Below are 23,812 nucleotides of genomic sequence, written 5' to 3' on the forward strand. Positions count from 1 at the left end.
GCTAGCGACTGAACGCCGCCGCTGTGAAGAATTCATCCCGCACGTTTTGGGCGGTTATTCGTAGCGGAACTCGTCAAGAGTTTCGGCCTAGGATGTGAGACCACCGAAAGTCTTGACGACCTCCGCTACGCAATGCTTCACTGCGTTGCGTGAGACAGCTAACTCGAACATTCAAATGCGACAAAGCACTAGGACTCGATCGCGGAGTAATGGTAATCACCGTAACGGTAGGCATAAGCCCGTGAGGTCACTCCGCTAAAAATCGTGCCGGTCACATTAGCACCGGCCGATTCGAGACGTCGTGAGGTCCGTTCAAGCGAATCCATGCGAGTCCGATCTCGCATGACGCACAACAACGTCACATCGGTCGCCGCGGCAAGCGCCAACGTTTCCCCGGCCGACAGAACCGGTGCGGTGTCAAACACGATGAAGTCATATTGCTGCAGAGCTTGTTCGATCAATGTTTCGATTCCGGATTGAGTGATCAAACGGTGGGGGCTCGCATCCAAACGCCCCGCTGGCAGGACATGCACCAAATTACCAAGCGACCGATTGATCGCATCTTTCAGTTCCACTCGACCGCCGAGCACTCCGGTCAACCCGGGCGATAGATCGATCCCGAATACATCGTGCAAATCGGGACATCGGGTATCACCATCGACCAACAAAACGGTCTTGTTGCTTGCCTTGGCCAGCGACACCGCCAATTGCGCCGCAGCCGTGCTTTTGCCTTCGCCCGACATGCTGCTACAGATCGCGATGGTCCGGGCGCCGCGTGTCTGTTGGGACAGGAACAAATTCGCTCGCAAGGCATCGACACTTTCTTCAAAAATCCGCCGCCCCTTCGAATTCCGAGGATCGATTGGCGCACGAGTCAGTTCGCCCACAACCGGGGCCAAAACCGCGCAGCGGTCTACGGCATTAGCGTCGGTGATTCGCTGCGTCCGCATCTCCCACAGCAAACCGACCAGGAAGGGAATCGCGAAGCAGGCTCCGGACGCCATCAGGATTTTCTTCGTTGGAATGCTTTCGACCGGTGCCCGCGGTGGCGTAGCTTCGGCGAGCGACCGGACCGCACCGTCCTGACGCCTCTCCGTCCGGATTTCGGCGACCCGTTGACGCAACTTATCGAGCACGCCATTGCCCACCGCTAAATCCTCCTCTGCGAACTGCAATTCCGCCGCATCCCCACCAAGCTGCTCCAAACGAACCCGTTCGCGGTCGTAGTGCGTATTGAGGACCGCCAGCCTAGCTTCCAACTCTTTGCGAGCTAGCTGAGCTGTTTCTTGGTCAATCTTCATAGCGGCCTGACGCATTGCCACCGCCTTGCGTTTCGCCAGTTGTTGATCGGCCAAAAATTGGTCGCGTTGCAGTTGAACCTCAGCATCGACCGCTGCCAACTCTTGCTTGTAAATCGTTTCGGCACGGTCCTCCAATTCCGCCTGCACGCGTTCGCGAGCTGCTGTAAGAGCCTCTTCAACCTTGCCCTCCCAAAGAGCCTGGTCCGCCACGATTCCCCGGTAGTGTTCGCGATTGATGCGGACCAAATCAGAAGCTTCCATATTCAGCCGAAGACCTTCGTAGTAGGCGGCCTTTTTGCGAGCCTGCAGGACATCGGCATCGGTCTGGGCCATCCGGTCCACATCGTTGCTAGAAATTGACTGACGTCGCACCTCTCGCCGAACCGGAACAAACGCGACACCGGCAGCATCCAAATCCATGACGGAAACGCTGTCGGCTGCCGCCAAATCACTAACGTTTTCGATTTCCACCTCGTTCGCCATCGCCTCGGAGGCGTCCAGAACCGAAAGCTTGACTTCGATGTCCGTGATTTTCGATCGCAATTCGGCGAACAGCGCAAGACTACTTTCATCCTCTGCCACCGAAAGCCGAGCCGCCGGATTGAAGCCGAGAGTACGCTCGGACAGCGATTGGACGCGAGACTGCCGATTCGACACCTCGGCCTCCCATCGCTGAATTTCGGGCTCGAGCCACCTCTCTAGGTTATTCGTCCGCTTGCTGTCGAACGCATCACGCTGCCTCAAATACGCATTGACCACCGCGTTGCAAACCTTCGCCGCCATGTCTCGGTCAGAGTCTTCGTAACTGACCAACATCTGTGTCTTGGCCCCCGCGCTTTGCACCGACAAGTTCTTGCGAAGCTGGGCCTCCGCTGTCTCCGGATCACTCAGGCTAGGCGCTGAACGCAGATCGGGGTCGCTAAGAACAGGGTCCAAAACGATCGGGTTGAGAAAAAGCGCTCGCTCGGTCCGCACCAGATCGTCAACCATAGGCATCACGCCCTTAAAAACTACATAGTCCTGATTGGCTTCCAAAAGGTGGATCGCCTTGTACCGCGGCACGAAGGTTTTCAGCACCACAAACCCGGCGAGGGATGCGAGCACTAAACCGATTGGCACAGCCCAGAACCAGCACCTTCGGACGGTCACCCATAGCATCCAAGGATCAAAACTGGCGCCAGACGCGGCGTCACCGATTGATGCCGAAGAAGCGGAACGAGATGGATGCATAGTGGTTCTAGTAACAGGCGGAAATGCGATGACATCAAAGGAAGACTGCGGCCCAGAAAAGGACGGGCGTGACCGGCTAGATCGCAGAAACGGAGAGGGAGAGGGGAGGGGTCAGCGGGGGGGAAGGAACCAGTTCTATTCAGCAGAACGCGTGATCTGGAGGAAAGTACGCATCGAACATGAGAAAATTTGAGCATTTTGTTCAAGCGGAACTCATGCAGACAAAGCAGGCCCAAACGCCAGCGACCCTGCGAACTCTGAATCATTCAAGCCGGCTGCAAAAAGTCTCTAGCGACGACCTGCTCCAGCGGCCGATAAACCGTCGACCAATACCAATACACTGCGTACATCAAGGCAAACCCGAGCGGAATCATCAACAGGCCCGAGTAGTCATGGATCGCGTGACGCAAATCGGCCGACTGCGTCCACTGATACAACCAACCCGTCGCCACAATCCGTGTAGAGTTCGCCACCAAAGCCACTGGGATGACCGACAAAATCAACACCAGCCGGTCTCCCCAATTCCGAGCAGAAACGGCCGCAAAGTAATACGCCGTCGCCATCAACCCCACGAAAATCCGCAGCCCGCTGCAGGCCGGTTCGATATTCAACTTCTCCGCTCCAACCCAAATCAGGTGCCCTTCGGCGACCGCTGGTTGGCCAATGACTCTCAAGCCCGCCGTGCTAATCGCGGTGGCGACCCCCTGCAGCTGAAAACTCAACAGACTTTCTGCTTGATACGGGATGGGAATCGCAAAAAACAGAAATGCGATGGCAGGAATCGACCAAACCAATGCCGCCCTACCGAAAACCACCCAAACACAGCCCCCGATCAGAAAAACGAACGACCAAGCATCCATGAAATCGGCGTAGATCAAGCGACCAACAACTCGAACCGCAATCGCGAACCCCACCAACCATAGCCCTGACCAGCAGACCCCGCCGGACGAGATCCCCGGAAACGAATCTCGCCGCGCCAAAGCGATCGACAGTGCCAAGGGCAATACAATCCAACCGTGCGAATAATCTGGTTCCCGGATCCAGTTTTCGGCCACCCACTGAAGCGTTGGCCAATAGGCATACGCCATCGCCGCCAACAAGACAAAGAGAAAAACACCATGGCTGGCAACCCAGGCCATTGGCGAGGGGCGACACAGGGGACTCGCTTCCGTCTTCTTGGATCTGGAACGGGGCTCCGATTCGCCAGCAAACGCCCGCTGATCAATCGCAATTGTTGGCCGAACTTTTTTTCTTCGACGGGCCATGGCAGGTGTTGAACTTGGAAAACTAGGTTTTAAAAAGGAAGCCTGTTTGCACGGGCGGTAGTAGGCAAACGTATCGCTCGTATCGCTGCACCAGGAACAACTGTGACTCCGCACACACAGATGAATCGCACTGCCGACGGCGGGCGGGCGGAGCAGCATACTGATCTTGATCCCCCCATCCTAGCCATGTAGGCTGTCCTGTCAAGAATCACTTTCTCGTCTCGAGAGGGGGAGTGCAAAAGTGCTTTTCACGACGTTATAAAAAGACCGTAAGGCATCGCTGGCGGCGTCCAAGGCGACGCATTCGATGAAAATGATTCGAAGGAATTGACGCGATCTCTTTTCCGCAGCCGCTCGATTCGTTGACGTGGACAAAAACGTGAATCGTTATGGTGAGTTATCAACTTCGCCCCTTCACACCTACGCCGAGCCGGAGCGTGGTAAACATGCAGTGGACACTGCCGCAATTCGGCAGGCCCCATGGGAATGGACGGCGTGTCGGTACGAAAGCGACACAAAGGGAACACAAAGGAGTGCTCCATTTTCCGAATCCTTCGGACTGCTAGGCACTTCGCGACATTGCCAGGTTCAGCTTGCAGACCCCCATGCCGGTCGGGCGGTCTATCTAGTTGTCATTCGGGGTAGCGTGATCGAAGCTTGGCCCATCTGCCCCCTCGCCTTTTCAATATGGGGAGTGATCCTGCCCGGAACGAAATTACTCGTGGGGCGATCGCGAGTACGGCTACTTGTTGAAAGCGAGGGACTCGACAGTGTGCCTTCCAGGCCCGGCTTGTTTGATCCAGATGCGAACTCAGGACCGGAGTCGTCTTCGATTGAAAAGCTGGCCGAGCCCTCGAGCCACAGCGACGAAACCGGGCATGCAAGCGCCGGAGATTTGGCAATTTTCGTAAAGGACAGGATGCTGGTCAAACGCTTCCGCGAAGGGGTCACCATCGTTGGCGACGACCACCCGAGCATCCTGCGAATCGGGGGCTGTGGCCTGAAACGATGCGACCACGCGATCCTCCATCATATGAAGCGACTCTGGATCATCGAATTGGACCTGGAACGGCTGGATCAGGGAGAACCGAAAATCCAAGAACTCTCTCTGGACTGCCCGCCGATTCATCGCGGGGGCCTCGTCTACCTTCGCGGAACACCCGAGAAACTGAAGCGATACCAAGAGTTGCTTCGCCAAAGAAGCCAAACGGAAGATTCATTCACAACAAGCACCACAAATCAAGCCGACCTCACGGGCCTCGTCCGCGAGAATATCGACATCACAGAAATTGTCGCAGAGGGACTGGTAAGCTATAGCCAGAAGCGGAAGCGTGTTTCTCGAATCTTACATCTGGCGCTCAAGCTTATGCTGTTTGCGGCATGCATCGCAACGAGCATGGCCGTCATTGCCGGAGGCATCTGGCCGATCATCCGAACTGTTTGGCAAACGATTTAGAGGGGTGATTGCCACTCGTCCATGAACACTCAACACCGATCCATCCGAAACATTCGCTGCCTACTAGGCCGAAGGCCTTCCCCATGATGCGTGTATGGGTAGCAGTCGCGTGTTTTTTCCTGGGGAGTGCGATCCTGTTCGTACTTCTGGCGATCTTCAGCCCAAAGATACGAGACAGGAAAAAGCCTCGCCGATAAGCGACACGCCCCTGACAAGGAATCGACCAGACACTCTCCAATGCTGCTCGTCGAAGTGGACTATTCCGGAACCACATTACCAGGTGTTCGGCCAGTTGCTCCGATGCCTCGACAAGCGATGCCCCCCCGAAAGTCAAATCAGGGAACACCACTACAACCATCCGCCGCTGGGCAATCCATCCAGTGCGGCGCGGACGGCCGCGACCAGCGTCCGATTGGTCACCGGGTAATCCGATGCGTCGACGGGGCCAGCCTGGTCGTGACGGCTATCGCGAAACGTTCCGTGCACTTGGTCGCAACCGGTGACTCGGATCAACGGCACGACGTTGTCCGGCGTGATCCCAGCACCGGGCAGGACTTCAATCTTGCCAGCCGATGCGATCTGGATTTGCTGGATCGCGGTACGCCCATGCCATGCGGTAGCTTGACGCCCCGACGTTAGCACCCGATGGACACCGATGTCGATCAATTGCTGCAACGCATCGCCCTGATCCGGCACGACGTCGAACGCGCGGTGGCAGACAACTTGCTGTTGGTCCGCCGTGCGGCAAACCTGCCCCAACCAGTCCAGGTCCAACGTTCCTGCCGCCGTTAGGCAGCCAACCGCGACCCCGTCGGCGCCCAGCGACAACAGGGATTCGACATCACGCATCATCACGCGACGTTCGGTGCCCGAGTACCCGAACCCGGCGCCACGTGGACGTATCAAAGCAATGATCGGAACATCGACGGCCTGCCTCGCCTGGACCATCAGCCCGACGCTGGGCGTCAGACCACCTGTCTGAATCGCCTGACACAATTCCAAACGATCGGCGCCGCCCGCAACGGCATCGATCGCCGACTGAACCGAATCAACACAAACCTCGATCAGACGCTGGGGGGACAATGCGATTCCTGCATGTTGGGGTTTGAACGCAAATTCTAAAACCAGATCCATCACTGCTGCTGCGGCGATCCAATCCGTGTCGACCGATTCAAACGACGGTCGCCCTAGGCATATACTGTGGTGGCTGTTGCCTGCTTCGCCCAGGTGCGGCCATGACTTTTGCCGCTCGAACGCCATCCCCCAATACCGAGAATCGTACCCGTGATCATTTTCCGAACGATGTTGGCTGTCGCCTGCTTGGCGAGCGTCGCGCAAGCACAACAGCCGCTGCTACGTGCACATGCTCACAACGATTATGAACATGACCGCCCTCTGCTGGATGCGTTGGACCAAGGGTTTTGCAGCGTGGAGGCGGACGTCTACTTGGTCGACGGCAAGCTATTGGTCGCTCATGATCGCAAAGACCTGCGTCCCGATCGCACTCTTTCGGCACTGTATTTGGATCCGCTTCGCAAACGAGTCCAGGACAACGACGGGCACGTTTATCCGGTGAAAACACCCTTCTATTTGATGATCGATTTCAAGAGCGAAGCCGAATCAACCTACGCCGCGTTGGACCAAGTCTTGTCAGGCTATGACGAAATGATTTCGGTCGTGCGAGATGGAAAGCTACATCCGAAGGCGATCCAAGTGATCGTATCGGGCAATCGCCCATCGGAAACGATGGCAAGCCAGTCGGTCCGCTATGCGGGATACGATGGCCGCATCAGCGATTTGGAATCAAACGCTCCTGATCATTTGATGCCAATGATTAGTGATAACTGGAAGAATCATTTCCAATGGCGGGGCAAGGGAGAATTCGGCGACGACGAGCAACAGAAGCTGACGAGCATCATCGAAAAAGTTCACGCCGCCGGGCGACGAGTGCGTTTCTGGGCCACGCCGGATCATGTTGATATGTGGCGGATGCTGAATCAGGTCGGTGCCGATGCCATCAACACCGATGACTTGGCCGGCCTGGCTACTTTCTTGCGAGAATCCGAAACCGCAACGGACTCTGCCGACGCACCCGCCCAAGCAACCATCATCGGAAAATGGTTGGTGGAGGATATCGAACAGCACGGCGTCATCGACCGGGCTCAAACGACGATTGAATTTGCCAAAGATGGAACGGTAACAGGCAGCACCTGTGTCAACCGCTACAACGCAAAGGCGACCGTCGACGGATCGGACTTGACGTTTCAACCGATGGCGATGACACGCCGCGCCGGTCCACGATCGATGATGGACCAAGAGTCCAGATTCGTTGCCGCCATCGGCAAGGTGAAATCGTTCCGCATCGATCCCAACGGCCTGCTGTACTTGGTCGGCGGCGATGGAAAAGACCTGCTGCGATGTTCGTCGATGCAGCGCTAAGGAAAACACTGGGCAGCGTACATTCCCAATGACCGCGTCCGCGGTCCACCCGCGCCGGTTTGCCGCCGCTGGTTCCTTTCGTTTTGTTTCTCTGTTTTGTCACGATTCACATGACCCGTCTGTTTGCTGGAACTCCGTTCGACATCCCGCCTCAGTGCGACCTTTGCGGCAAGCCGGAAACGGATTGCGTTTGCACGGATCAGCAGAAAGCGGAAGTCGAAGCCAAACGTCAACGGGACGCCGATCGGCAGGAACCTTCGCAGCAGACGGCTCGCGTCAGCGTTCAAAAACGCAAAGGCGGTCGACAGGCGACTGTGGTCGAAGGACTGACATCCAAAGCAAACGATCTGCCTGAACTGCTGACCCGATTGCAAGCCGGTTGCGGTGCAGGCGGAACGGTCAAAGCGAAGGAAGACCTGATCGAACTGCAAGGTGATCATCGCGACAAAGTGATGCAAACCCTGCGAGACATCGGATACAAAACCAAGTGACAGCGTCCCAACGCGACGCCAATTAATTGGCCAGCAAACGTTGGATCGCGGATAGGCGTTCCGCCGACGCTGGGCTTCGCTTTGTCATGTCCGTCAGATAATCGCGTTCTTCGGCCAATCGATCGACGAACGCTGGTTCCCAGCGACGAATCAGGTGAGGACCGAATAGCACGGCGGCTTCAAGATCGAGTCGATCGTAGGCGGGGTCCGGGCGATGGCTGGATTCGACCCGCTGCATCCGCAAGATTACAAATGCCCGTTTGCCGGCCGTCGCCTGTTCGTCGACCAGATGGAATCCATGATCGATGCCCCAGCGGCGGATCAGGTCGGCGCGGCGGTTGGGCTGCAACACAAGCAGCGGTGGGACACGATCGGGATGCCCCCGCAGAATGCGAACGATTTGTTCGCCCCCCATGCCACAGATGCTAAGGCTGTCCGCTTCGCCCGGTTGCAGTCCGGCTAGGCCATCGGCGAAACGCACTTCGGCAGGCAGGCCAGCCAGCGTGGCGATTGAGTTCCGAAACGGTTGCGACTTGTTCTCGATCGCGATGCCACGCTGGATACGCCCCGACGCCAACAGGGCTCGGACCAAATGCCCATGGTCCGATCCCACATCGGCATGGACGTCCGAACGGATTTGGCGTGCAACGGTTTTCAGACGCTCGTCAAGTCGTGGCAACGGATCGGCTTGCTGGTGATGATTCGGGATGGATGCGACTCTCTGCAAAGAATCGGTACTTTCAGTGCCAATGGTCGTACCCGATCGATCGGTGGATCGTCAATTCGACCGAAATTCGCGGTGGTTCAGCCATCGATTCAGCCCGTCATGAAACCGGGCCGCATTTTCTTGTTCGGTCCTTGGGGCATGCCGGGCGGTGCTGCGTCTACAATGGGGCCCACCGCATCCTATTCCGAAAAGAGCCACTGAAATGAATCGTCGCGTTCCTGTATTCCTGCTTGCGCTCATGTGGCTTTCATTTTCGTGGGGCGGGGATATCGCGTCTAGCCAATCATCGGCCGCCGAACCGTTGGCTGGATCGCGTCCCAACGTGATCTTGGTGATGACCGACGACCAGGGTTATGGCCAGATGGGGCGGCATGGACATCCGTGGCTGCGGACGCCCAACATGGACGCGATGTATGACGTCAGCACTCGCTTCACGCGGATGCTAGTGGCCCCGACCTGTGCACCCACGCGTTCGGCGATCATGTCTGGCCGACATCCGATGAAGAACGGCGTGACCCATACGATCCTAGAACGCGAACGCATGGCCCTGGATACGGTGACGTTGCCGCAGGTACTGGGCCAAGCCGGTTACAAGTCGGGGATCTTCGGCAAATGGCACCTAGGGGACGAAGACGAATACCAACCGGATCACCGTGGCTTTGACGAGGCCTTTATTCACGGCGCCGGCGGCATCGGACAATCCTACGATTGCAGTTGCGCCGACGCGCCGGGCAACAAGTACGTCGACCCCGTGATTCGACACAACGGTTCGTTTGTCAAAACCAAAGGCTTTTGCACCGACGTGTTCTTTGATGCTGCATTGGGGTGGATTCGAAAGTGCCAGGCGGATGACCAACCCTTCTTTGCGTACATCGTTACCAACGCACCCCATTCACCGTTCATCGCGCCCAAGGCAAACGCGGACCGATTCAAAGCGATGGGTTTCAAGAACGGCCAAGCCGGTTTCTATGGGATGGTCGAAAACATTGACGAGAACGTCGGTAAGCTGATGGGCAAAATGGGTGACTGGGGGCTGCTGGAAAATACGCTGGTGATCTTCATGAGCGACAACGGAACCGTCGGTTCGGGGATCGGCAAACCCGGCATGGTGATCGGAAAGACCGCCGACGGGACTCCGCTGAAGGCCTACAACGCCGGGATGACAGGGTTGAAGGGCAGCGTCGACGAAGGCGGCTGTCGGGTGCCGTTCCTGGTCCGCTGGGACGGTCACGTCCAACCCGGGCAAGACGTCGATCGGATCGCCGCTCACCTGGACATTTTCCCCACGATCGCCGCGCTCGCCGGTGCCGAACTCCCCAAGGATCAAGTCGAAGGTCGCAGCCTGCTGCCGTTGATCGAAAATCCGTCGGCCGACTGGTCCGATCGGTTCCTGTTTTCTCACAGAGGACGTTGGAAGACCGGCGAAGACCCTGGGCTTTCGCAGTGGAAAGACTTTGCCGTCCGCAACCAACGCTTCCGGATGGTCGGAAACCGTTTGTTCGATATGCAGGAAGATCCCGGTCAATCCAAGGACGTCGCGGATGACCATCCCGAAGTGGTCGCCGCCATGCGTTCGGCCTACGAACAATGGTGGTCCGAGACACGACCGATGATGGTCAACGAAGACGCGCCGATGTGTCCGGTGCGTCCCTTTCACGAAGCCTATCGCCAACAATTGGCGACCTCTGGAATCCCTGACTGGAATCCGCCGCCCCTGAATTAGACACGCGATCCGCACAGGCAGTTCAGCGATTGGGTTGCCGCCCTGCGAACGACTGTACCCCACCATCCGATCAGACAATCACCGTTTAAAGAGTATAGAAACATGGGACTTAGAAATTTGGCCAGCACGCTGGCCTGCTTCACGACGCTGCTGACCGGCATGGCGACGGCGGCCGAACGCCCCAATGTCATCCTGGTGATGTGTGACGACCTGGGGGTAGGTGACTTGGCTCGCTTCCATGACGCGTCGCCGATCCAGACGCCTCATTTGGACGCGATGGCCGACGACGGTTTGGTGTTCAACCGGTTTTACGCTGCCGCACCAGTCTGTAGCCCAACACGCGGCAGTTGTCTGACAGGACGGCATCCGTTTCGGTATGGCATTTACTTTGCCAACACCGGGCATATGAAAGTCGAAGAACATACGCTGCCAGAAATCTTGAAGGATCACGGTTACACCACCGGTCACTTTGGGAAATGGCATCTAGGCACACTGACCAAAACGATCAAGGACGCCAATCGTGGCGGCCCGTCCAAGCAGGGGATTCAGCACTTTTCGCCACCGTCGATCCATGGTTACGACGACAGTTTTGTCACCGAATCGAAGGTGCCCACCTACGATCCTATGATTCGGCCCGTCGGTGCCAAGGTGAACGGTGCCTGGGATGCAGTGCGTGACAAATCGTCGGCCCAACACTATGGCACTCACTACTGGGACCACGATGGAAACGTCGTCACCGAAAATTTGGAAGGCGATGATTCGCGGGTCATCATGGATCGTGCGATCCCATTCATCGAGAAGGCCGCCGAATCGAAGACGCCATTCTTCGCAGCGGTCTGGTTCCATAGCCCACACCTGCCTGTGGTCGCAGGCCCCAAGCATGTTCAGCCCTATGCCGATCGTGATGTCGAATCGCGAAACTACTTTGGTTGCATCAGCGCGATGGACGAACAAGTCGGCAGGTTGCGTGCCAAGTTGGCGGACCTTGGCGTCGCCGACAACACTATGATTTGGTTCACCAGCGACAACGGTCCCGAAGGCCAAGATGGGAAGGCCCCCGGTTCGGCCGGTGACTTCCGCGGCCGCAAGCGATCTCTCTACGAAGGCGGCGTTCGCGTCCCCGGCATCCTGGTTTGGCCCGGCCACGCCAAACCGAACAGCGTCACCGATCATGCCGCGGTCACCAGCGACTATCTGCCAACCGTTTTGGATGCAATCGGCGTCGAACTGCCCGCCGATCGGCCGATCGACGGTGTTTCGCTTCTGGATGCGATCAACGATCCGAAACTGCGTCGGCAAGCGCCGATCGGTTTTCAATCGGCCAACCAAATCGCCTGGCACCATGGTCGACACAAATTGATCAGCAACGACAAGGGAACCACATGGCAGTTGTATGACATCGAATCGGATCCCGGTGAATCCAGCGACTTGGCCGGGGATCAGCCTGACCGAGTCGATGCGCTGCGCACCGAAGTCGAACAGTGGATCGCGTCTTGTCGTGCCAGCGACAAGGGCGGTGACTACTTGGTGGCTACCAATGCGAAGCCTCACGAAGTGGCCTCCAGTCAGAAGGACTGGTACGAAAAATACAAAAAACAAGAAAACGCACCCGAGCCGTCTGAAATGCTGCTCAACACAGACGTCGAACCCGAACTCGACAACGGGTTTATCGATCTACTGAACGGTAAAGATCTTTCGGATTGGACGCCACGCGGCGGGACCTGTTCGTTCAAGTATGTCGATGGGATGGTGGTCGGCGAAACGGTTGCCGATTCGCCCAGCACTTACCTGTGCACTCAGCGAGATGACTACAAAGATTTCATTTTCACATGCGAAATGAAGTGGGAAGTCGATGGCAATTCGGGCGTGATGTTTCGGGCCCGCAGCAAGACCGAAGGCGATCGAGTCACCGTCTTCGGTCCGCAAGCGGAAATGGAGGGGATTACCGGCGACCGCGGTTGGTCGGGCGGCATCTATGGCCAAAGCTGCGGCGGCTATTTCTATCCGCTGTGGTTGACCGAGCATCAGGATGCACGGACGGCCTTGAACAAGACGGGCTGGAATCGGTTGACCGTCGAAGCACGCGGCAATGTTGTCAAAACCTGGATCAACGGCGTGCCCGCGGCGCACTGGGTGGATACGGACGATAGCTACCCCAGCGGTTTTCTTGGGTTGCAGATTCACAAAGGCAAAAACGGCAAAGTGCTGTGGCGTGGCCTTCAGATCAAGGAGCTTTAAATCATGGATCATCCTGTGCTGAAAAATGCTGTTCGGATCGGTTTCGCAGGCGTCTTGTGGCTGGCAATCCCGTTGCTGGTCGCGTCATCGGCGGCCCCGGATTGGCCGGGGCAACCGAGCCAATGGCAGGGTCATGCGAAGCATGATTTCACGGTCGACGGTCGCCCCGCTTATGTCGTGGTGCCCAGCGAGTCGGTCGACGGGAATCCATGGGTCTGGCGAGCTCGCTTTCCCACCTTTCACGCCGAGGCGGATCAGTTGTTGCTGGATCGTGGGTTCCACATCGCGTACATCAACACCGACGGCATGCTGGGCAGTCCCGCGGCACTGGATCACTGGGATGCGTTTTACGATTTCATGGTGTCCCAGCACGGGATGTCCGCGAAGCCGGCACTCGAAGCGGTCAGCCGAGGTGGGCTATTCGCTTATCGCTGGGCATCGAGGCACCCGCAGCGAGTGGCATGTATCTACGCGGATACGCCCGTGTGCGATTTCCGCAGTTGGCCGCTGGGACGAGCGACGGGGATCGGACATCCGGCAACGTGGCAATCACTGCTGACGCAGTACGGCATGACTCAGGACGAAGCGATCCAGTTCGATGGAAACCCGATTGACGTGCTGGCACCGATCGCTGCAGCAAGGATCCCACTGCTGCACATCATCAGCATGAATGACCGAGTGGTTCCACCAACCGAAAACACGCTAGTGCTAGCCGACCGCTATCGCAAGCTAGGCGGTGAAATCGAAGTCATCCAGGTCGACGAAGGCACCGAAGCATCCAACGGCCATCACTTCACGCATCCCGATCCGAAGCGAGTGGCGGACTTTATTGAGAAGCACACGCGGCGCTGATGAAGGTGTCACTGTCGTGTTTGGGGGCCGAATCCGTCGCTGGACAAGGAACGGGGAGATTGCAAATTGCAAAATGAACATTTCAAATTTAAAATTGCAGGGAGCGGAAGATGTCTTGGTCTGCATCCCTATTCGTCAGCTGGAGCGTAAATTCTAGGTTGGTAGAACTGCGGTCGCCCAAGCGCGTCGCCGCTCCCATTAGCTTCTCCCTCCAAAGCTCAATTTGCAATTTGAAATGGTTATTTTGCAATTTGCAATCTTCCTTCATCATTCACCAGATTTCCGCAACAGAGCCAATCAGTTGATTTGCAGGCTGCGCAGGGGCTAGATTGAACAGTGTTCAGACAGTCACTGGAACGAAGCGGAAGCAAAGATGATGAAGCCGAATGATCTATCGGAGCGTCTGCTGGAACTTGCCGTCCGGGTCGGGAAAGTGGTCGATGCCCTACCCGAAACGAGGCTCGGCAAGCACATTGCCGGCCAACTCGTTCGCAGCGGCACGTCCCCAGCACCGAATTATGAAGAAGCGTGCGCTGCCGAAAGCCGACGCGACTTCATTCATAAAGTAAGAATCGCACTGAAGGAGTTGCGAGAGACCCGATGCTGGTTGAATCTGATCGTAAGATCGGAATTGCTTCCAGAATCTCGCATGAACGGAGTCGCAAACGAAGCCGATGAACTGTGCCGAATCTTGGGCCAGACGCTCGTGACAGCGACGAAGAACGAACAACAAGTAAGGAAAAGCATCCGCTAAATCGCGAAGGGACGAGAGAGGGAAGGGGAGATTGCAAATTGAACATTTCAAATTTCAAATTTGAAATTGCGGGGACCGGAAGATGGTTTGGACTGCATCCCCAATCGTCAGCTCTGGCCGGGTACTCAGGGTTCCTAGGAGGTGGTCGGTCAGCGCCACCGCAGTTCCCGCCTGCTTCTCCATCCAAAGCCCAATTTGCAATTTGAAATGTTCAATTTGCAATTTGCAATCTTCCTTTCTCCAACCATCGAATAAACGCCGCTACTCTTCCCCGATATCTTCGTTCCACAATTCCGGATGCGACGCGATGAACTTTTGCATCAGTTCGATGCAGCCTGGATCATTGGCGATCACTAGTTCGGTGCCTCGCGATTGGACGTAGGATTCCGGGCCTTGAAAGGTTTGGTTCTCGCCGATGACGATCTTGGGAATCTGGTACAGCAGGGCAGCTCCGCTGCACATATCGCAGGGCGACAACGTCGAATACAGAACCGAACGTCGGTATTGTTCCGCCGTCAGCCGGCCTGCGTTTTCCAGGCAATCCATTTCGGCGTGCAGCACGGCGCTGCCGTTTTGGACGCGGCGGTTGTGCCCGCGGCCGACAATCTCGCCATCGATCACCAACACAGATCCGATCGGAATGCCTCCCTCGTCACGTCCAAGGCAGGCTTCGTCGTATGCCGATTTCAAAAAGAGATCCATGGTGTTCCTTGGGGAAGTTATCGAATGAAGCTAGCGAAAGGCACCGTTTCGACCTCGGATCGCCAATCCACCCAGGTCGATGCGTTTCCCAGAACCCCTCTAGGATGCAGAGTCTTTCTAGGATACGGGGCCCTTCTAGGATACGACTACCGAGCCGCGACGGGGACAAGTAAACTGACGGGCCATTCCTGCCCTTCCACGCCTTCACGAGACACCAGTCCGATGAAAACGTTCCGTTCTGTTGGTGCATTTGCCGCCATCGCCATTGCTGTTTCCGTCGCACAGGCCGGTGACTGGCCTCAGTATCGCGGTCTGGCCGGCGATGGAAAGTCGGTTGAATCGATCGGGCAGGTCTCGTCCGACGCGATGAAGGTGCTGTGGAACGTGCCGGCCCCGCTGGGGTTCAGTTCCATGTCCGTCGCGGATGGCCTCGCCTATACCCTGATCGCTCGAGACGACAAAGAAACCGTTGTGGCTCTCGATGCGGCAACTGGCCAAGAAGTGTGGAGCGTGCCGCTAGGCAGCAGCAAATACGAACAGGGCGGCGGTGACTCCGGTGCCCCCGGCAACCGCGGCGGCGATGGCCCGCGTTCCACACCCACCGTCGATGGTGATCGACTGTACGTGTACGACTCGTACATGGTGCTGTCCTGCTTGGACACAAAGACTGGCCGCGTCTTGTGGCAGCATGATGTGATCGCCGAAAACGAAGGACGCAACATCAAGTGGTTGAACGCAAGCTCGCCACTGATCGAGGGTAATCGAGTGATCGTCGGTGGCGGCGGTGCCGGACAATCGTTCTTGGCATTTGACAAGTCGACTGGCGACCGAGTTTGGGCCAGCGGAGACGAAACCGTCACTCACGCGACACCGATCCTAGCCGAAGTCGGTGGCAAGAGCGGAGTCGTGTTCTTCACGCAATCGGGATTGGTTGCCGTGGGCGCAGATGACGGTCAAGAAGTATGGCGAGCCAAGTTTCCATTCAGCGTTTCGACCGCTGCGTCGCCGGTCGCTGATGGCGACCTGGTCTACTGTTCCGCTGGCTATGGGGTCGGCGCTGGCTTGTTCAAAATCGACAACCAGTCGACACCTCAAGAAATGTGGTACAAGTCGAACGAGCTGATGAACCACTGGAGCACCCCCGTGGTTCACGACGGCCACCTGTACGGAATCTTTGAATTCAAAAAGTACGGCAAGGCTCCGCTGCAATGTGTGGAGTTGTCGACCGGCGAGATCAAATGGAACGAACGAGGCTTTGGCCCCGGCAACTGCATCCTGGTCGGCGACAAGCTTGTTGTGCTGTCGGACGCTGGCGAGGTCGTGATCGCCAAGGCTACGCCCACCGCCTACGAAGAAGTCGCTCGCAAACAAGTGCTAGAAGGCAAGTGCTGGTCCACACCTGCCTATAGCGATGGCAAAATCTTCGTGCGAAGCACTCAGCAAGCAGCCTGTGTTGCGATCGACTGACCGGGCTGCTGGCCGGTGTTTCTGCTGGCCATTTGTCCGACGCTAGCTCGGTTTAACGTTTAGCCGAGCGTAGTCGCGGGCGTCCTGTTCTAGCGCTTGCAGGCGGGCGCCCAGCACCGATTCGGCCTTTTCCAAATCGGCCGATTGATCCGGTGCCAGCCGAGTGAAAACGTACAGTTTGATCTTCGGCTCGGTACCGCTGGGACGAACGGCAACGTAGTTCCCTTCGTCCGCTAGGTCCAAGATGATCAGGTCGCCCGATGGGCCGGCCAGGTGGCCCACCTTTCCGGTGGCGGTATCGGTGATCGTCGCGGCGGAATAGTCACGCACCTTGGCGACCTGGATCCCCGCCAGCGATGCGGGCGGCGAAGTACGGAACGCCTTCATCAATCGCTGCATGGCGGCCATCCCTTCGCTGCCTTCCATCACCAGGCTGATCAACGTTTCGCGGTGATACCCGTGACGTCGTTGCAGGTCGCCCAGGTATTCGTCCATCGAAATGCCCTTGGCTTTCAGTTCGGCCGCCAGTTCGCACATCAGCATCGATGCCACCGCGCCGTCTTTGTCGCGGCAGTATTGGCCCACCAGGTAGCCGTGCGATTCTTCGGTTCCGTACACGAACAGGTCCGGCCCTTCGGCGTCGATCACCGCCGCGATGTGCTTGAAACCGACCAGCAGATCGCCGACGCAGCGAACGCCATAGCTTTCCGCGATCCGTCGACACAGTTCGGTGGTGACCAGAGTCTTGATGATGTAGTGCTGGGGCGAAAGAGTGCCGGCGGCCTTTCGCTTGCTAAGGATGTATTCGCCCAGGATGGCACCGATCTCGTTCCCATTGAACGTTCGCCATTCGCCCGAGGTGTCGGTTGTTTTGGGGGCCGCGACGCCGATCCGGTCACAGTCGGGATCGGTCGCCAGGATCATGTTCGCACCGATCGTTTTGGCATACTTGATCGGTTCCTCGAAAATCACTGCGTTTTCGGGATTCGAAACGTGGCCGGGGACATTGGGAAAGTCACCGTTGGGTTCGGCATGCGGTCCGTAGACTTCGATGTCCTTGAAGCCATCACGAATGGCCAGGGGAACGACCGCGGCAGTGCCGACGCCGTGCAGGGGCGAGTACAAGACTTTGACGTCGCGGGGGCCGTCGAAGCCGCATTTGCCGGCGGCATCGAAATACGCGGCATCGATTTCGTCAGTGACGACTTCGACCATCCCAGCAGCGACCGCCTCGTCGAACGGCATGCTGCGGATCTGTTGGCAGGTCATCACCTTTTCGATGATCGCTTTGTCGTGCGGCGGCAACACCTGAGCTCCGCTGGACCAGTAAACCTTGACCGCGTTGTCGCTGGGGGGGTTGTGGCTGGCGGTGACCATGATGCCGCAATCGCAATTTTTGTAGCGAACGGCGAACGACAATTGGGGTGTCGCGCGATAATCGTCTAGCAAATAGACCTTGATGCCAGCGGCTGCCATGATGCCGGCGCAAAGTTCGGTGAAATGGCGGGATTGGTGGCGAGTGTCGTATGCGATTGCACAGGACAGGTCCTTCTTTCCGCCATGAAAGGCGACCACATAGTCGGCCAAGCCTTGGGCGCTTTCGCCGATCGTACGGTCATTGATGGCATTGGATCCGATTGGGTACATCCGGCCACGTCGACCACCGGTTCCGAACGGAATGATGGTCCAGAACACATCGTCCAGTTTTTGCCACTTGCCGGCCTCGATGTGTGCAATCACTTCGTCGCGATACTGGCTGTATCGATCTTCGGTCAGCCAAACGCGAAGGTTCTCGACCGCGGTCTGGCTGATCTTGGATTCCTGCGCTGCGGTTTCGATCGCAGAAATAGCGGCTTGGACACTCGGATGGACGTTCATGAAATCTTCAAATTCGAGTTGATAGAGATCTTCGACCGGCAGCATTTCGCTGTGTCGGTAACCTTGTTGTCAGATGGGGTTAGGATTCTATTTGCAGGCAGTCTATCGTCGCAACCAAGGCATTTTCTTCGACCCCCACAATATCGAAACCATGAGCGAATTGATCATCAGCGTCAGCGGCCTACGGGGCATCGTTGGCGAAACATTGACCCCCGAAGTCGCGATGCGGTTCGTGGCAGCCTACGCCAGCAAGCTTCCCGACGGTCCGATCATCGTCGGCCGCGACGGTCGCAGCAGCGGGCCGATGCTCAGCCGTGCCATCATCGCCGCCCTGGCCGCCAGCGGCCGTGACTGCATCGACGTCGATGTCGCGGCAACGCCAACCATCGGCGTTCTGGTCCGCGAACGGGGGGCCGCCGGAGCGGTCCAGATTTCTGCCAGCCACAATCCGCCGCCTTACAACGGGATCAAATTGTTCGGCCCGACCGGCCGCGTTTTGGATGCCGTCACCGGGACAGCGATCCGCGACGCGTATTTCGAAGGAAAAGCCGACTACAAACCATTCAATCTGATCGGCCGGATCAGCGCGGACACCAATCCGCATGAACCGCACCTTCGCAAAGTGCTGGAAACGGTCGACGCGCTGGCCATCCGCGCCGCCAAACATCGTGTGCTGATCGACAGCAACCACGGTGCGGGCAGTTTGTTGGGGATCCGGTTGCTGGAAGCCCTGGGTTGTGAAGTGGTCGCCGTCGGTGCCACACCCGACGGAAAGTTTGCTCATGTGCCCGAGCCGACGGCCGAGAACTTGACCGAAGTGGCCAAACGAGTGCGTGACGAGAAGTGTGTCGTGGGTTTCTGCCAAGACCCGGACGCCGACCGATTGGCACTGGTCGACGCCAATGGACGCTATGTGGGCGAGGAATACACGTTGGCGCTGTGCGTCATGCGAGCGATGGCGGACGAGTCGATTCGCGGGCCGATCGTGATCAACGGTGCCACTAGCGGGATGAGCGAGCGAATCGCCCGTGACGCAGGTGCCGAAGCGTATCGCAGCTTTGTCGGCGAAGCCAACGTGGCCGACATGATGATCGACAAGAAAGCTGCTTACGGCGGCGAAGGCAACGGTGGCCCGATCGACCCTCGCGTTGGATACGTCCGCGACAGCTTTGTGGGAATGGCTCAGATCTTGGACCTGATGACGTCGTCCGGGAAATCGGTCGCCGAGTTGGTCGATGGGATTCCCAAGCTGCACATCCACAAAGACAAGGCCACCGTGTCAGCGGATCGGTTGCCAAAGCTGTTCGAACAATTGATCGCTGCCCACCCCGACGCCACCGTGCAAACCGGTGATGGGCTGCGTTTGTCATGGGACGACAAGTGGCTGTTGGTTCGCGGCAGCAACACCGAGCCGATCGTACGCTTGATCGCCGAAGCGGAAACCGAAGCCGAAGCCAAGTCGCTATGCGCGGGCGCCGCCGCACTGCTGTAACGCTTCACACACCGCCGTAGTGGGATTCGCCAGAATCCCCTCCCCACCTCCACCGTCCACTCGGTTCCATCACCGGCGAATCCCGCTACCAGTGCGTGTCTGGGAATTTCCTTGACACGCTTTTTCTATGCTGCTACTGTACTACGTACCGCAGTACAGCAGTCAGGGGATCGCCATGTTTCGCATTCAGATCACGACCGGGTCAAGCCAGCCGATTTATCGGCAGGTCGCTGACCAGATTCGGCACGGCGTGGCCACCGGGAAACTGGCGGTCGGCGATCCGTTGCCCAGTGTCCGGGCGCTTGCGACCGAGTTGGTTGTCAACCCGAATACGGTCGCCAAGGCGTACGCGGCGCTGGTTCGCGATGGAGTGCTAGAGAGTCAGCAGGGACGCGGTTACTTCGTCGCCAAGCGGCGGGAAATCTACAGTCGCGCCGAGCGGACGCGGCGATTGGGCGAAGTGATGGATCCGTTCTTGGCCGAAGCCTTATCGCTAGGGTTCGACGAGGACCAGATCATCGTCGAAATACAAAAACGCATGCGCAAGATTGCGAGGAACCAGCCATGAATGCCGCCGTGATTGAATTGGATCGTTTGACACGCTACTTCGGCAAACGTGCCGTGGTGCGTGATCTGGATCTGCAAATTCCCGCCGGACAGGTGACGGCACTGCTGGGCCTGAACGGTGCAGGAAAAACCACCACCATTCGCATCATCATGGGGCTGCTGTATCCGACGCGTGGCAAGGCCACCGTGCTGGGCCACGACACAGGCCAGTTGTCTCCGGAAATCCGAATGCGGATCGGGTACATGATCGAGGGGCATTTCCTGTACCCCGGTTTGCGAGTCAGAGAGTGTGCCGATTTGCAGCGATCGGGCTACCCGCATTGGGACGATGGTCTTTTCCAACAGGTTGTGCATCATTTTGGCGTCGGGCTAAACGATCGGGCGGGCGAGCTTAGTCGTGGGCAACGGGCGGGCGTGTCGCTGGCGCTCGTGCTTGCTCCTGATCCCGAACTATTGGTGCTAGACGACCCGTCCTTGGGATTGGATCCGGTTAGCCGGCGTGCCCTGAACGAAACGCTGATCGAGTTTGCGGCCGACGGGAAACGAACGGTGCTGCTGAGTTCACACATGCTGGACGACGTCGAACGGGTCGCCGATCGAGTGGCGGTGATGACCGCGGGCCGACTGCAAGTCGACACAACGATGGACGATTTTTCCAAGCGTGTGTCCGGCTGGGTGGTCGAGATCGCGGAAGTTGATTTGAAGTTGATCGAGTCGATCCCCCGCTTGATCGAGGCCAGGCAGATCGGAGCTCGATTGCAGTTGGTCGTCGCCGATGCGGACGACGAAACGACCGCTGCGATTGACCGTTTGGGAGCGACAGGGGTCGAACCCATTGAAATGACATTTGGCGATTCGGTGCTGGCCTATTTAGCGCGTCGGCGGGGCGAGTCGTCGTTCCTAGGGGCTGACGCCTCGGTATCGACACAAAGTGGGGTGAAACGATGAATGCGTTGGTCAACCGCGAACTTCTGCTGAAGGAACTACGTGAATCCCTTCGCTGGACGCCGCTAGGGATGCTATTGGTGGTCGTCTTGGCGTGGCAGTCGATTCCCTCGTATTTCGACAGTTACCAATACCCGGCGTTGCCGACATCGATGATGGGGTTGACCAGCATCGGCTTCAGCGTGATCGCCATCGCGTTGGCGTGGCTGCAAACCATCCCCGACATGCGGCCCGACGCGCGCGGTTTCTTGCTGCACCGACCGGTCCGGCTCAGTGCAATCTTTGGGACCAAGCTGATCGCCGGATGGATCACCTATGCGGTTGCGGTGCTGCCGCCGTTGGCCTTGATCGCTTGGCGGCTTAGCATCATCGGTCCGACGCGGGCGCCGACCAATGGCGGCGCCGTGATCCCGTCGTTGATCGCCGTGGCGGTGGTGTTTGTGCTGCATCCGGCGGCGATGTGGGCCGCCTTTCGGACGGCACGTTGGGTCGGTACGCGAACGATGCCGCTGATTTTTGCGGGCGGCGGAATCGCTTTGGCGTTGGGACTGTTGGCATCCATCGACTCTGTTGGAATGCTGTTCTTTTTCCTCGCCGTGGTCGTCCTGGTGTTCTTCGTGACGGTGACCGGCGCATGGCAGTGCTTTCGCGACCAGACGTTTTTACCTTCGCTGTCATCCGGCAAGACAACTTCCGCGGCACGTGCCTTTGGTCTTTTGGTCGGCTCGATCGCCCTGGTGGTGACCGCTGGGGTTCTGTTGGTCACGTCGACTTTCGCATCTCAGTACGACGATTGGAAGCGTTACTACCTGACGATGGATGACCATGGGAGTCTTTGGGAAGTGATGGAAACGCCGGCGCAAACGGGTGCCTACGCTGGCGGTACCAAACGCCTGCAGGCTCGATTGCGGAGCGTTGATTTGGATTCAGGCATCGGCGAATTCTCTCATCTTTCCGATGGATGGAAATCAGCACGCCGAACCTCCATTGGAGAACACGGCAAAAGAGGGTGGTTCGCTCCGTTCCATCATTGGGGTTCGGTCAGCACCGTGATCGACGAGGTTCCGTACTACTACCAAATGGTGTCCTACGAGGGCGCGCTGTTGCTGTACGATCATCGTGGACTGGAATCGGTCATTACTCCCGACGGGATTCTAGCCACGTCGGATCAGCCGGAGTCTCGATTCGATGATCTGATGGTGATCAACAGCGTCAGCGTTAGCGTCAACGCAAACATCCAGTTGCAAGGACAAACGCTGTTGTACGACGATCGAGGTGTCTACCAGCTTGATCTAGAGAGTCGGACATTGCGCAAGATCATCGATTCGCAAGGCGGTACCTTTGTGCTTTCGTTGCCTGCCGGGGGGCCACTCACTGGATCGACAGCGGCGGAAGAAAACGAAGCTTCGCTCTGGAACCTTCACGACAACCAGCTAACCCATTATCGGTTGAAAACGCTTGAAGGCGACGATCTTCCAGCCCCGCAATTGGTCGCCAACGTCAGCAGCCAGTACCACCTACCGGCGATCGTGGCGACGCGGGGCCAGGTCTATCCATGTTCGTCGGAAGGCCCGCGTTGGCTATCGATGGGGGTGTTCGAGTGGGCAGACGGTCAAGTGTCGACGATCCAATCGCTAAGCAGTTCGCTTCATCGAGTCACTCGCTACGGCGATGCAGGAAAGCCTGAAAGCGAGCATCTGGTTCCGATCGCGATTAGCTCCAGTTCCTCGCATGTCGGGAAAGAGATTCATTGTCTTCCGCCGGTAGTGCTGGCATCGATTGCAGCAACGATCAAAATCTCGCAGGCCCAACCCCACGTGGCGGGTTTCGACAGTACGACCGCTGGGTTTCCGTATGCGATCATCCTGTCGATATCACTACAGTCAATCATTGCAGTCGCCTTTGTGATCTGGATGTCGGCACGACTGGGTTTGTCCACCAGGCATCGAATCGTGTGGGTGGTGCTGGCCAGCCTGTTCGGATTGGGGACCATGCTGGCGATCGTTGCCATCCATCAAAGGCCGGTTTGGGAGACCTGTTCCGATTGCCAGAGCCCGCGGCGGATCGACGAAGAACGATGTCGTCACTGTGACGCTGCGTGGGAGCGTTTGCCGGTTGAAGGGATCGAATTGATTGGGCCGTCGGTGGCAAGGGACGCAGCGATTGCCGGTGGTGGGGGTTAGCGGTTTCACGGCTGTGAAACTCCGGTGCCATCCCATGTGTCCCGCTAGGCGACGTTACATCATCGGCAATCGTTAGGACCGCCAAAGGCCGGTCCGAAAAGA

Annotated in this window: 18 protein-coding genes; 12 read left to right on the plus strand and 6 right to left on the minus strand. The window is 57.7% G+C overall.

Annotation, left to right across the window (positions count from 1 at the left end; all coding sequences use genetic code 11):
• Positions 1-188: 188 nt before the first annotated feature.
• Together K227x_RS21675 and K227x_RS21680 are read right to left on the minus strand one after the other, a co-directional pair.
• Positions 189-2,531 (minus strand): polysaccharide biosynthesis tyrosine autokinase, encoded by a 2,343-nt coding sequence (locus K227x_RS21675; protein WP_246146022.1) that lies wholly within the window; start codon positions 2,529-2,531, stop codon positions 189-191.
• 266 nt (positions 2,532-2,797) lie between these two features.
• On the minus strand, positions 2,798-3,670 hold the full coding sequence (locus K227x_RS21680) for an exosortase/archaeosortase family protein (protein ID WP_218933435.1): 873 nt from the start codon (positions 3,668-3,670) through the stop codon (positions 2,798-2,800).
• A gap of 916 nt (positions 3,671-4,586) precedes the next feature.
• On the opposite strand from K227x_RS21680, the gene K227x_RS21685 reads away from it, so the two are divergent.
• Complete coding sequence (locus K227x_RS21685) at positions 4,587-5,252, plus strand: hypothetical protein (RefSeq protein ID WP_145172852.1); 666 nt, start codon at positions 4,587-4,589, stop codon at positions 5,250-5,252.
• A gap of 348 nt (positions 5,253-5,600) precedes the next feature.
• Here K227x_RS21685 and K227x_RS21690 read toward each other — a convergent pair whose 3' ends face one another.
• Positions 5,601-6,512 (minus strand): copper homeostasis protein CutC, encoded by a 912-nt coding sequence (locus K227x_RS21690; protein ID WP_145172854.1) that lies wholly within the window; start codon positions 6,510-6,512, stop codon positions 5,601-5,603.
• 24 nt (positions 6,513-6,536) lie between these two features.
• On the opposite strand from K227x_RS21690, the gene K227x_RS21695 reads away from it, so the two are divergent.
• Together K227x_RS21695 and K227x_RS21700 are read left to right on the plus strand one after the other, a co-directional pair.
• Positions 6,537-7,691 (plus strand): META domain-containing protein, encoded by a 1,155-nt coding sequence (locus K227x_RS21695; protein WP_218933436.1) that lies wholly within the window; start codon positions 6,537-6,539, stop codon positions 7,689-7,691.
• A 110-nt stretch (positions 7,692-7,801) separates the two neighbouring features.
• Positions 7,802-8,182 (plus strand): translation initiation factor, encoded by a 381-nt coding sequence (locus K227x_RS21700; protein WP_145172856.1) that lies wholly within the window; start codon positions 7,802-7,804, stop codon positions 8,180-8,182.
• A 22-nt stretch (positions 8,183-8,204) separates the two neighbouring features.
• Here the strand turns inward: K227x_RS21700 and K227x_RS21705 are convergent, their stop codons facing one another.
• A complete protein-coding gene (locus K227x_RS21705; RefSeq protein ID WP_145172858.1) occupies positions 8,205-8,861 on the minus strand; it encodes a tRNA (adenine(22)-N(1))-methyltransferase in 657 nt (218 codons plus the stop codon).
• 250 nt (positions 8,862-9,111) lie between these two features.
• Here K227x_RS21705 and K227x_RS21710 point away from each other — a divergent pair, with 250 nt between their 5' ends.
• From K227x_RS21710 to K227x_RS21730, 4 genes are all read left to right on the plus strand, one after another.
• On the plus strand, positions 9,112-10,632 hold the full coding sequence (locus tag K227x_RS21710; protein ID WP_145172860.1) for an arylsulfatase: 1,521 nt from the start codon (positions 9,112-9,114) through the stop codon (positions 10,630-10,632).
• A 102-nt stretch (positions 10,633-10,734) separates the two neighbouring features.
• Entirely contained in the window at positions 10,735-12,870 is a 2,136-nt protein-coding gene (locus tag K227x_RS31260) for a sulfatase-like hydrolase/transferase (protein ID WP_246146023.1), read from the plus strand.
• Positions 12,871-12,873: 3 nt separating this feature from the next.
• On the plus strand, positions 12,874-13,722 hold the full coding sequence (locus tag K227x_RS21725) for an alpha/beta hydrolase family protein (RefSeq protein ID WP_145172862.1): 849 nt from the start codon (positions 12,874-12,876) through the stop codon (positions 13,720-13,722).
• A gap of 373 nt (positions 13,723-14,095) precedes the next feature.
• Positions 14,096-14,476, plus strand: a complete 381-nt coding sequence (locus K227x_RS21730) for a four helix bundle protein (protein WP_246146024.1) — start codon at positions 14,096-14,098, stop codon at positions 14,474-14,476.
• A gap of 261 nt (positions 14,477-14,737) precedes the next feature.
• Here the strand turns inward: K227x_RS21730 and K227x_RS21735 are convergent, their stop codons facing one another.
• Positions 14,738-15,178 (minus strand): nucleoside deaminase, encoded by a 441-nt coding sequence (locus K227x_RS21735; RefSeq protein ID WP_145172864.1) that lies wholly within the window; start codon positions 15,176-15,178, stop codon positions 14,738-14,740.
• A 222-nt stretch (positions 15,179-15,400) separates the two neighbouring features.
• Between K227x_RS21735 and K227x_RS21740 the strand changes: the two genes are divergently transcribed.
• The gene (locus K227x_RS21740; protein WP_145172866.1) at positions 15,401-16,645 is read left to right on the plus strand and encodes a PQQ-binding-like beta-propeller repeat protein; all 1,245 of its coding nucleotides are present in this window, start codon (positions 15,401-15,403) and stop codon (positions 16,643-16,645) included.
• Between the two features lie 42 nt (positions 16,646-16,687).
• Here the strand turns inward: K227x_RS21740 and K227x_RS21745 are convergent, their stop codons facing one another.
• The gene (locus K227x_RS21745; protein ID WP_246146025.1) at positions 16,688-18,568 is read right to left on the minus strand and encodes a phospho-sugar mutase; all 1,881 of its coding nucleotides are present in this window, start codon (positions 18,566-18,568) and stop codon (positions 16,688-16,690) included.
• Positions 18,569-18,674: 106 nt separating this feature from the next.
• Here K227x_RS21745 and glmM point away from each other — a divergent pair, with 106 nt between their 5' ends.
• The 4 genes from glmM (at position 18,675) to K227x_RS21765 (ending at position 23,710) form a co-directional block, all read left to right on the plus strand.
• Positions 18,675-20,015: a phosphoglucosamine mutase gene (gene glmM, locus K227x_RS21750; RefSeq protein WP_145172868.1), complete on the plus strand. Its 1,341-nt coding sequence runs from the start codon at positions 18,675-18,677 to the stop codon at positions 20,013-20,015.
• A 127-nt stretch (positions 20,016-20,142) separates the two neighbouring features.
• Positions 20,143-20,583, plus strand: a complete 441-nt coding sequence (locus tag K227x_RS21755) for a GntR family transcriptional regulator (protein ID WP_145172870.1) — start codon at positions 20,143-20,145, stop codon at positions 20,581-20,583.
• Complete coding sequence (locus K227x_RS21760; RefSeq protein WP_145172872.1) at positions 20,580-21,530, plus strand: ABC transporter ATP-binding protein; 951 nt, start codon at positions 20,580-20,582, stop codon at positions 21,528-21,530. Before K227x_RS21755 ends, K227x_RS21760 begins: the two co-directional genes overlap by 4 nt.
• Complete coding sequence (locus tag K227x_RS21765; RefSeq protein ID WP_145172874.1) at positions 21,527-23,710, plus strand: hypothetical protein; 2,184 nt, start codon at positions 21,527-21,529, stop codon at positions 23,708-23,710. Before K227x_RS21760 ends, K227x_RS21765 begins: the two co-directional genes overlap by 4 nt.
• Positions 23,711-23,812: the final 102 nt, after the last annotated feature.

This window comes from Rubripirellula lacrimiformis (assembly GCF_007741535.1).
In the GTDB taxonomy this organism is placed as follows: domain Bacteria; phylum Planctomycetota; class Planctomycetia; order Pirellulales; family Pirellulaceae; genus Rubripirellula; species Rubripirellula lacrimiformis.

What these genes read in the sequence shown, in the direction of transcription:
- K227x_RS21675 (WP_246146022.1), bottom strand. Translation starts at nt 2,531, where the DNA reads ATGCATCCATCTCGTTCCGCTTCTTCGGCATCAATCGGTGACGCCGCG.
- K227x_RS21680 (WP_218933435.1), bottom strand. Translation starts at nt 3,670, where the DNA reads ATGGCCTGGGTTGCCAGCCATGGTGTTTTTCTCTTTGTCTTGTTGGCG.
- K227x_RS21690 (WP_145172854.1), bottom strand. Translation starts at nt 6,512, where the DNA reads ATGGCGTTCGAGCGGCAAAAGTCATGGCCGCACCTGGGCGAAGCAGGC.
- K227x_RS21700 (WP_145172856.1), top strand. Translation starts at nt 7,802, where the DNA reads ATGACCCGTCTGTTTGCTGGAACTCCGTTCGACATCCCGCCTCAGTGC.
- K227x_RS21710 (WP_145172860.1), top strand. Translation starts at nt 9,112, where the DNA reads ATGAATCGTCGCGTTCCTGTATTCCTGCTTGCGCTCATGTGGCTTTCA.
- K227x_RS31260 (WP_246146023.1), top strand. Translation starts at nt 10,735, where the DNA reads ATGGGACTTAGAAATTTGGCCAGCACGCTGGCCTGCTTCACGACGCTG.
- K227x_RS21725 (WP_145172862.1), top strand. Translation starts at nt 12,874, where the DNA reads ATGGATCATCCTGTGCTGAAAAATGCTGTTCGGATCGGTTTCGCAGGC.
- K227x_RS21730 (WP_246146024.1), top strand. Translation starts at nt 14,096, where the DNA reads ATGATGAAGCCGAATGATCTATCGGAGCGTCTGCTGGAACTTGCCGTC.
- K227x_RS21735 (WP_145172864.1), bottom strand. Translation starts at nt 15,178, where the DNA reads ATGGATCTCTTTTTGAAATCGGCATACGACGAAGCCTGCCTTGGACGT.
- K227x_RS21740 (WP_145172866.1), top strand. Translation starts at nt 15,401, where the DNA reads ATGAAAACGTTCCGTTCTGTTGGTGCATTTGCCGCCATCGCCATTGCT.
- K227x_RS21745 (WP_246146025.1), bottom strand. Translation starts at nt 18,568, where the DNA reads ATGCTGCCGGTCGAAGATCTCTATCAACTCGAATTTGAAGATTTCATG.
- glmM (WP_145172868.1), top strand. Translation starts at nt 18,675, where the DNA reads ATGAGCGAATTGATCATCAGCGTCAGCGGCCTACGGGGCATCGTTGGC.
- K227x_RS21755 (WP_145172870.1), top strand. Translation starts at nt 20,143, where the DNA reads ATGCTGCTACTGTACTACGTACCGCAGTACAGCAGTCAGGGGATCGCC.
- K227x_RS21760 (WP_145172872.1), top strand. Translation starts at nt 20,580, where the DNA reads ATGAATGCCGCCGTGATTGAATTGGATCGTTTGACACGCTACTTCGGC.
- K227x_RS21765 (WP_145172874.1), top strand. Translation starts at nt 21,527, where the DNA reads ATGAATGCGTTGGTCAACCGCGAACTTCTGCTGAAGGAACTACGTGAA.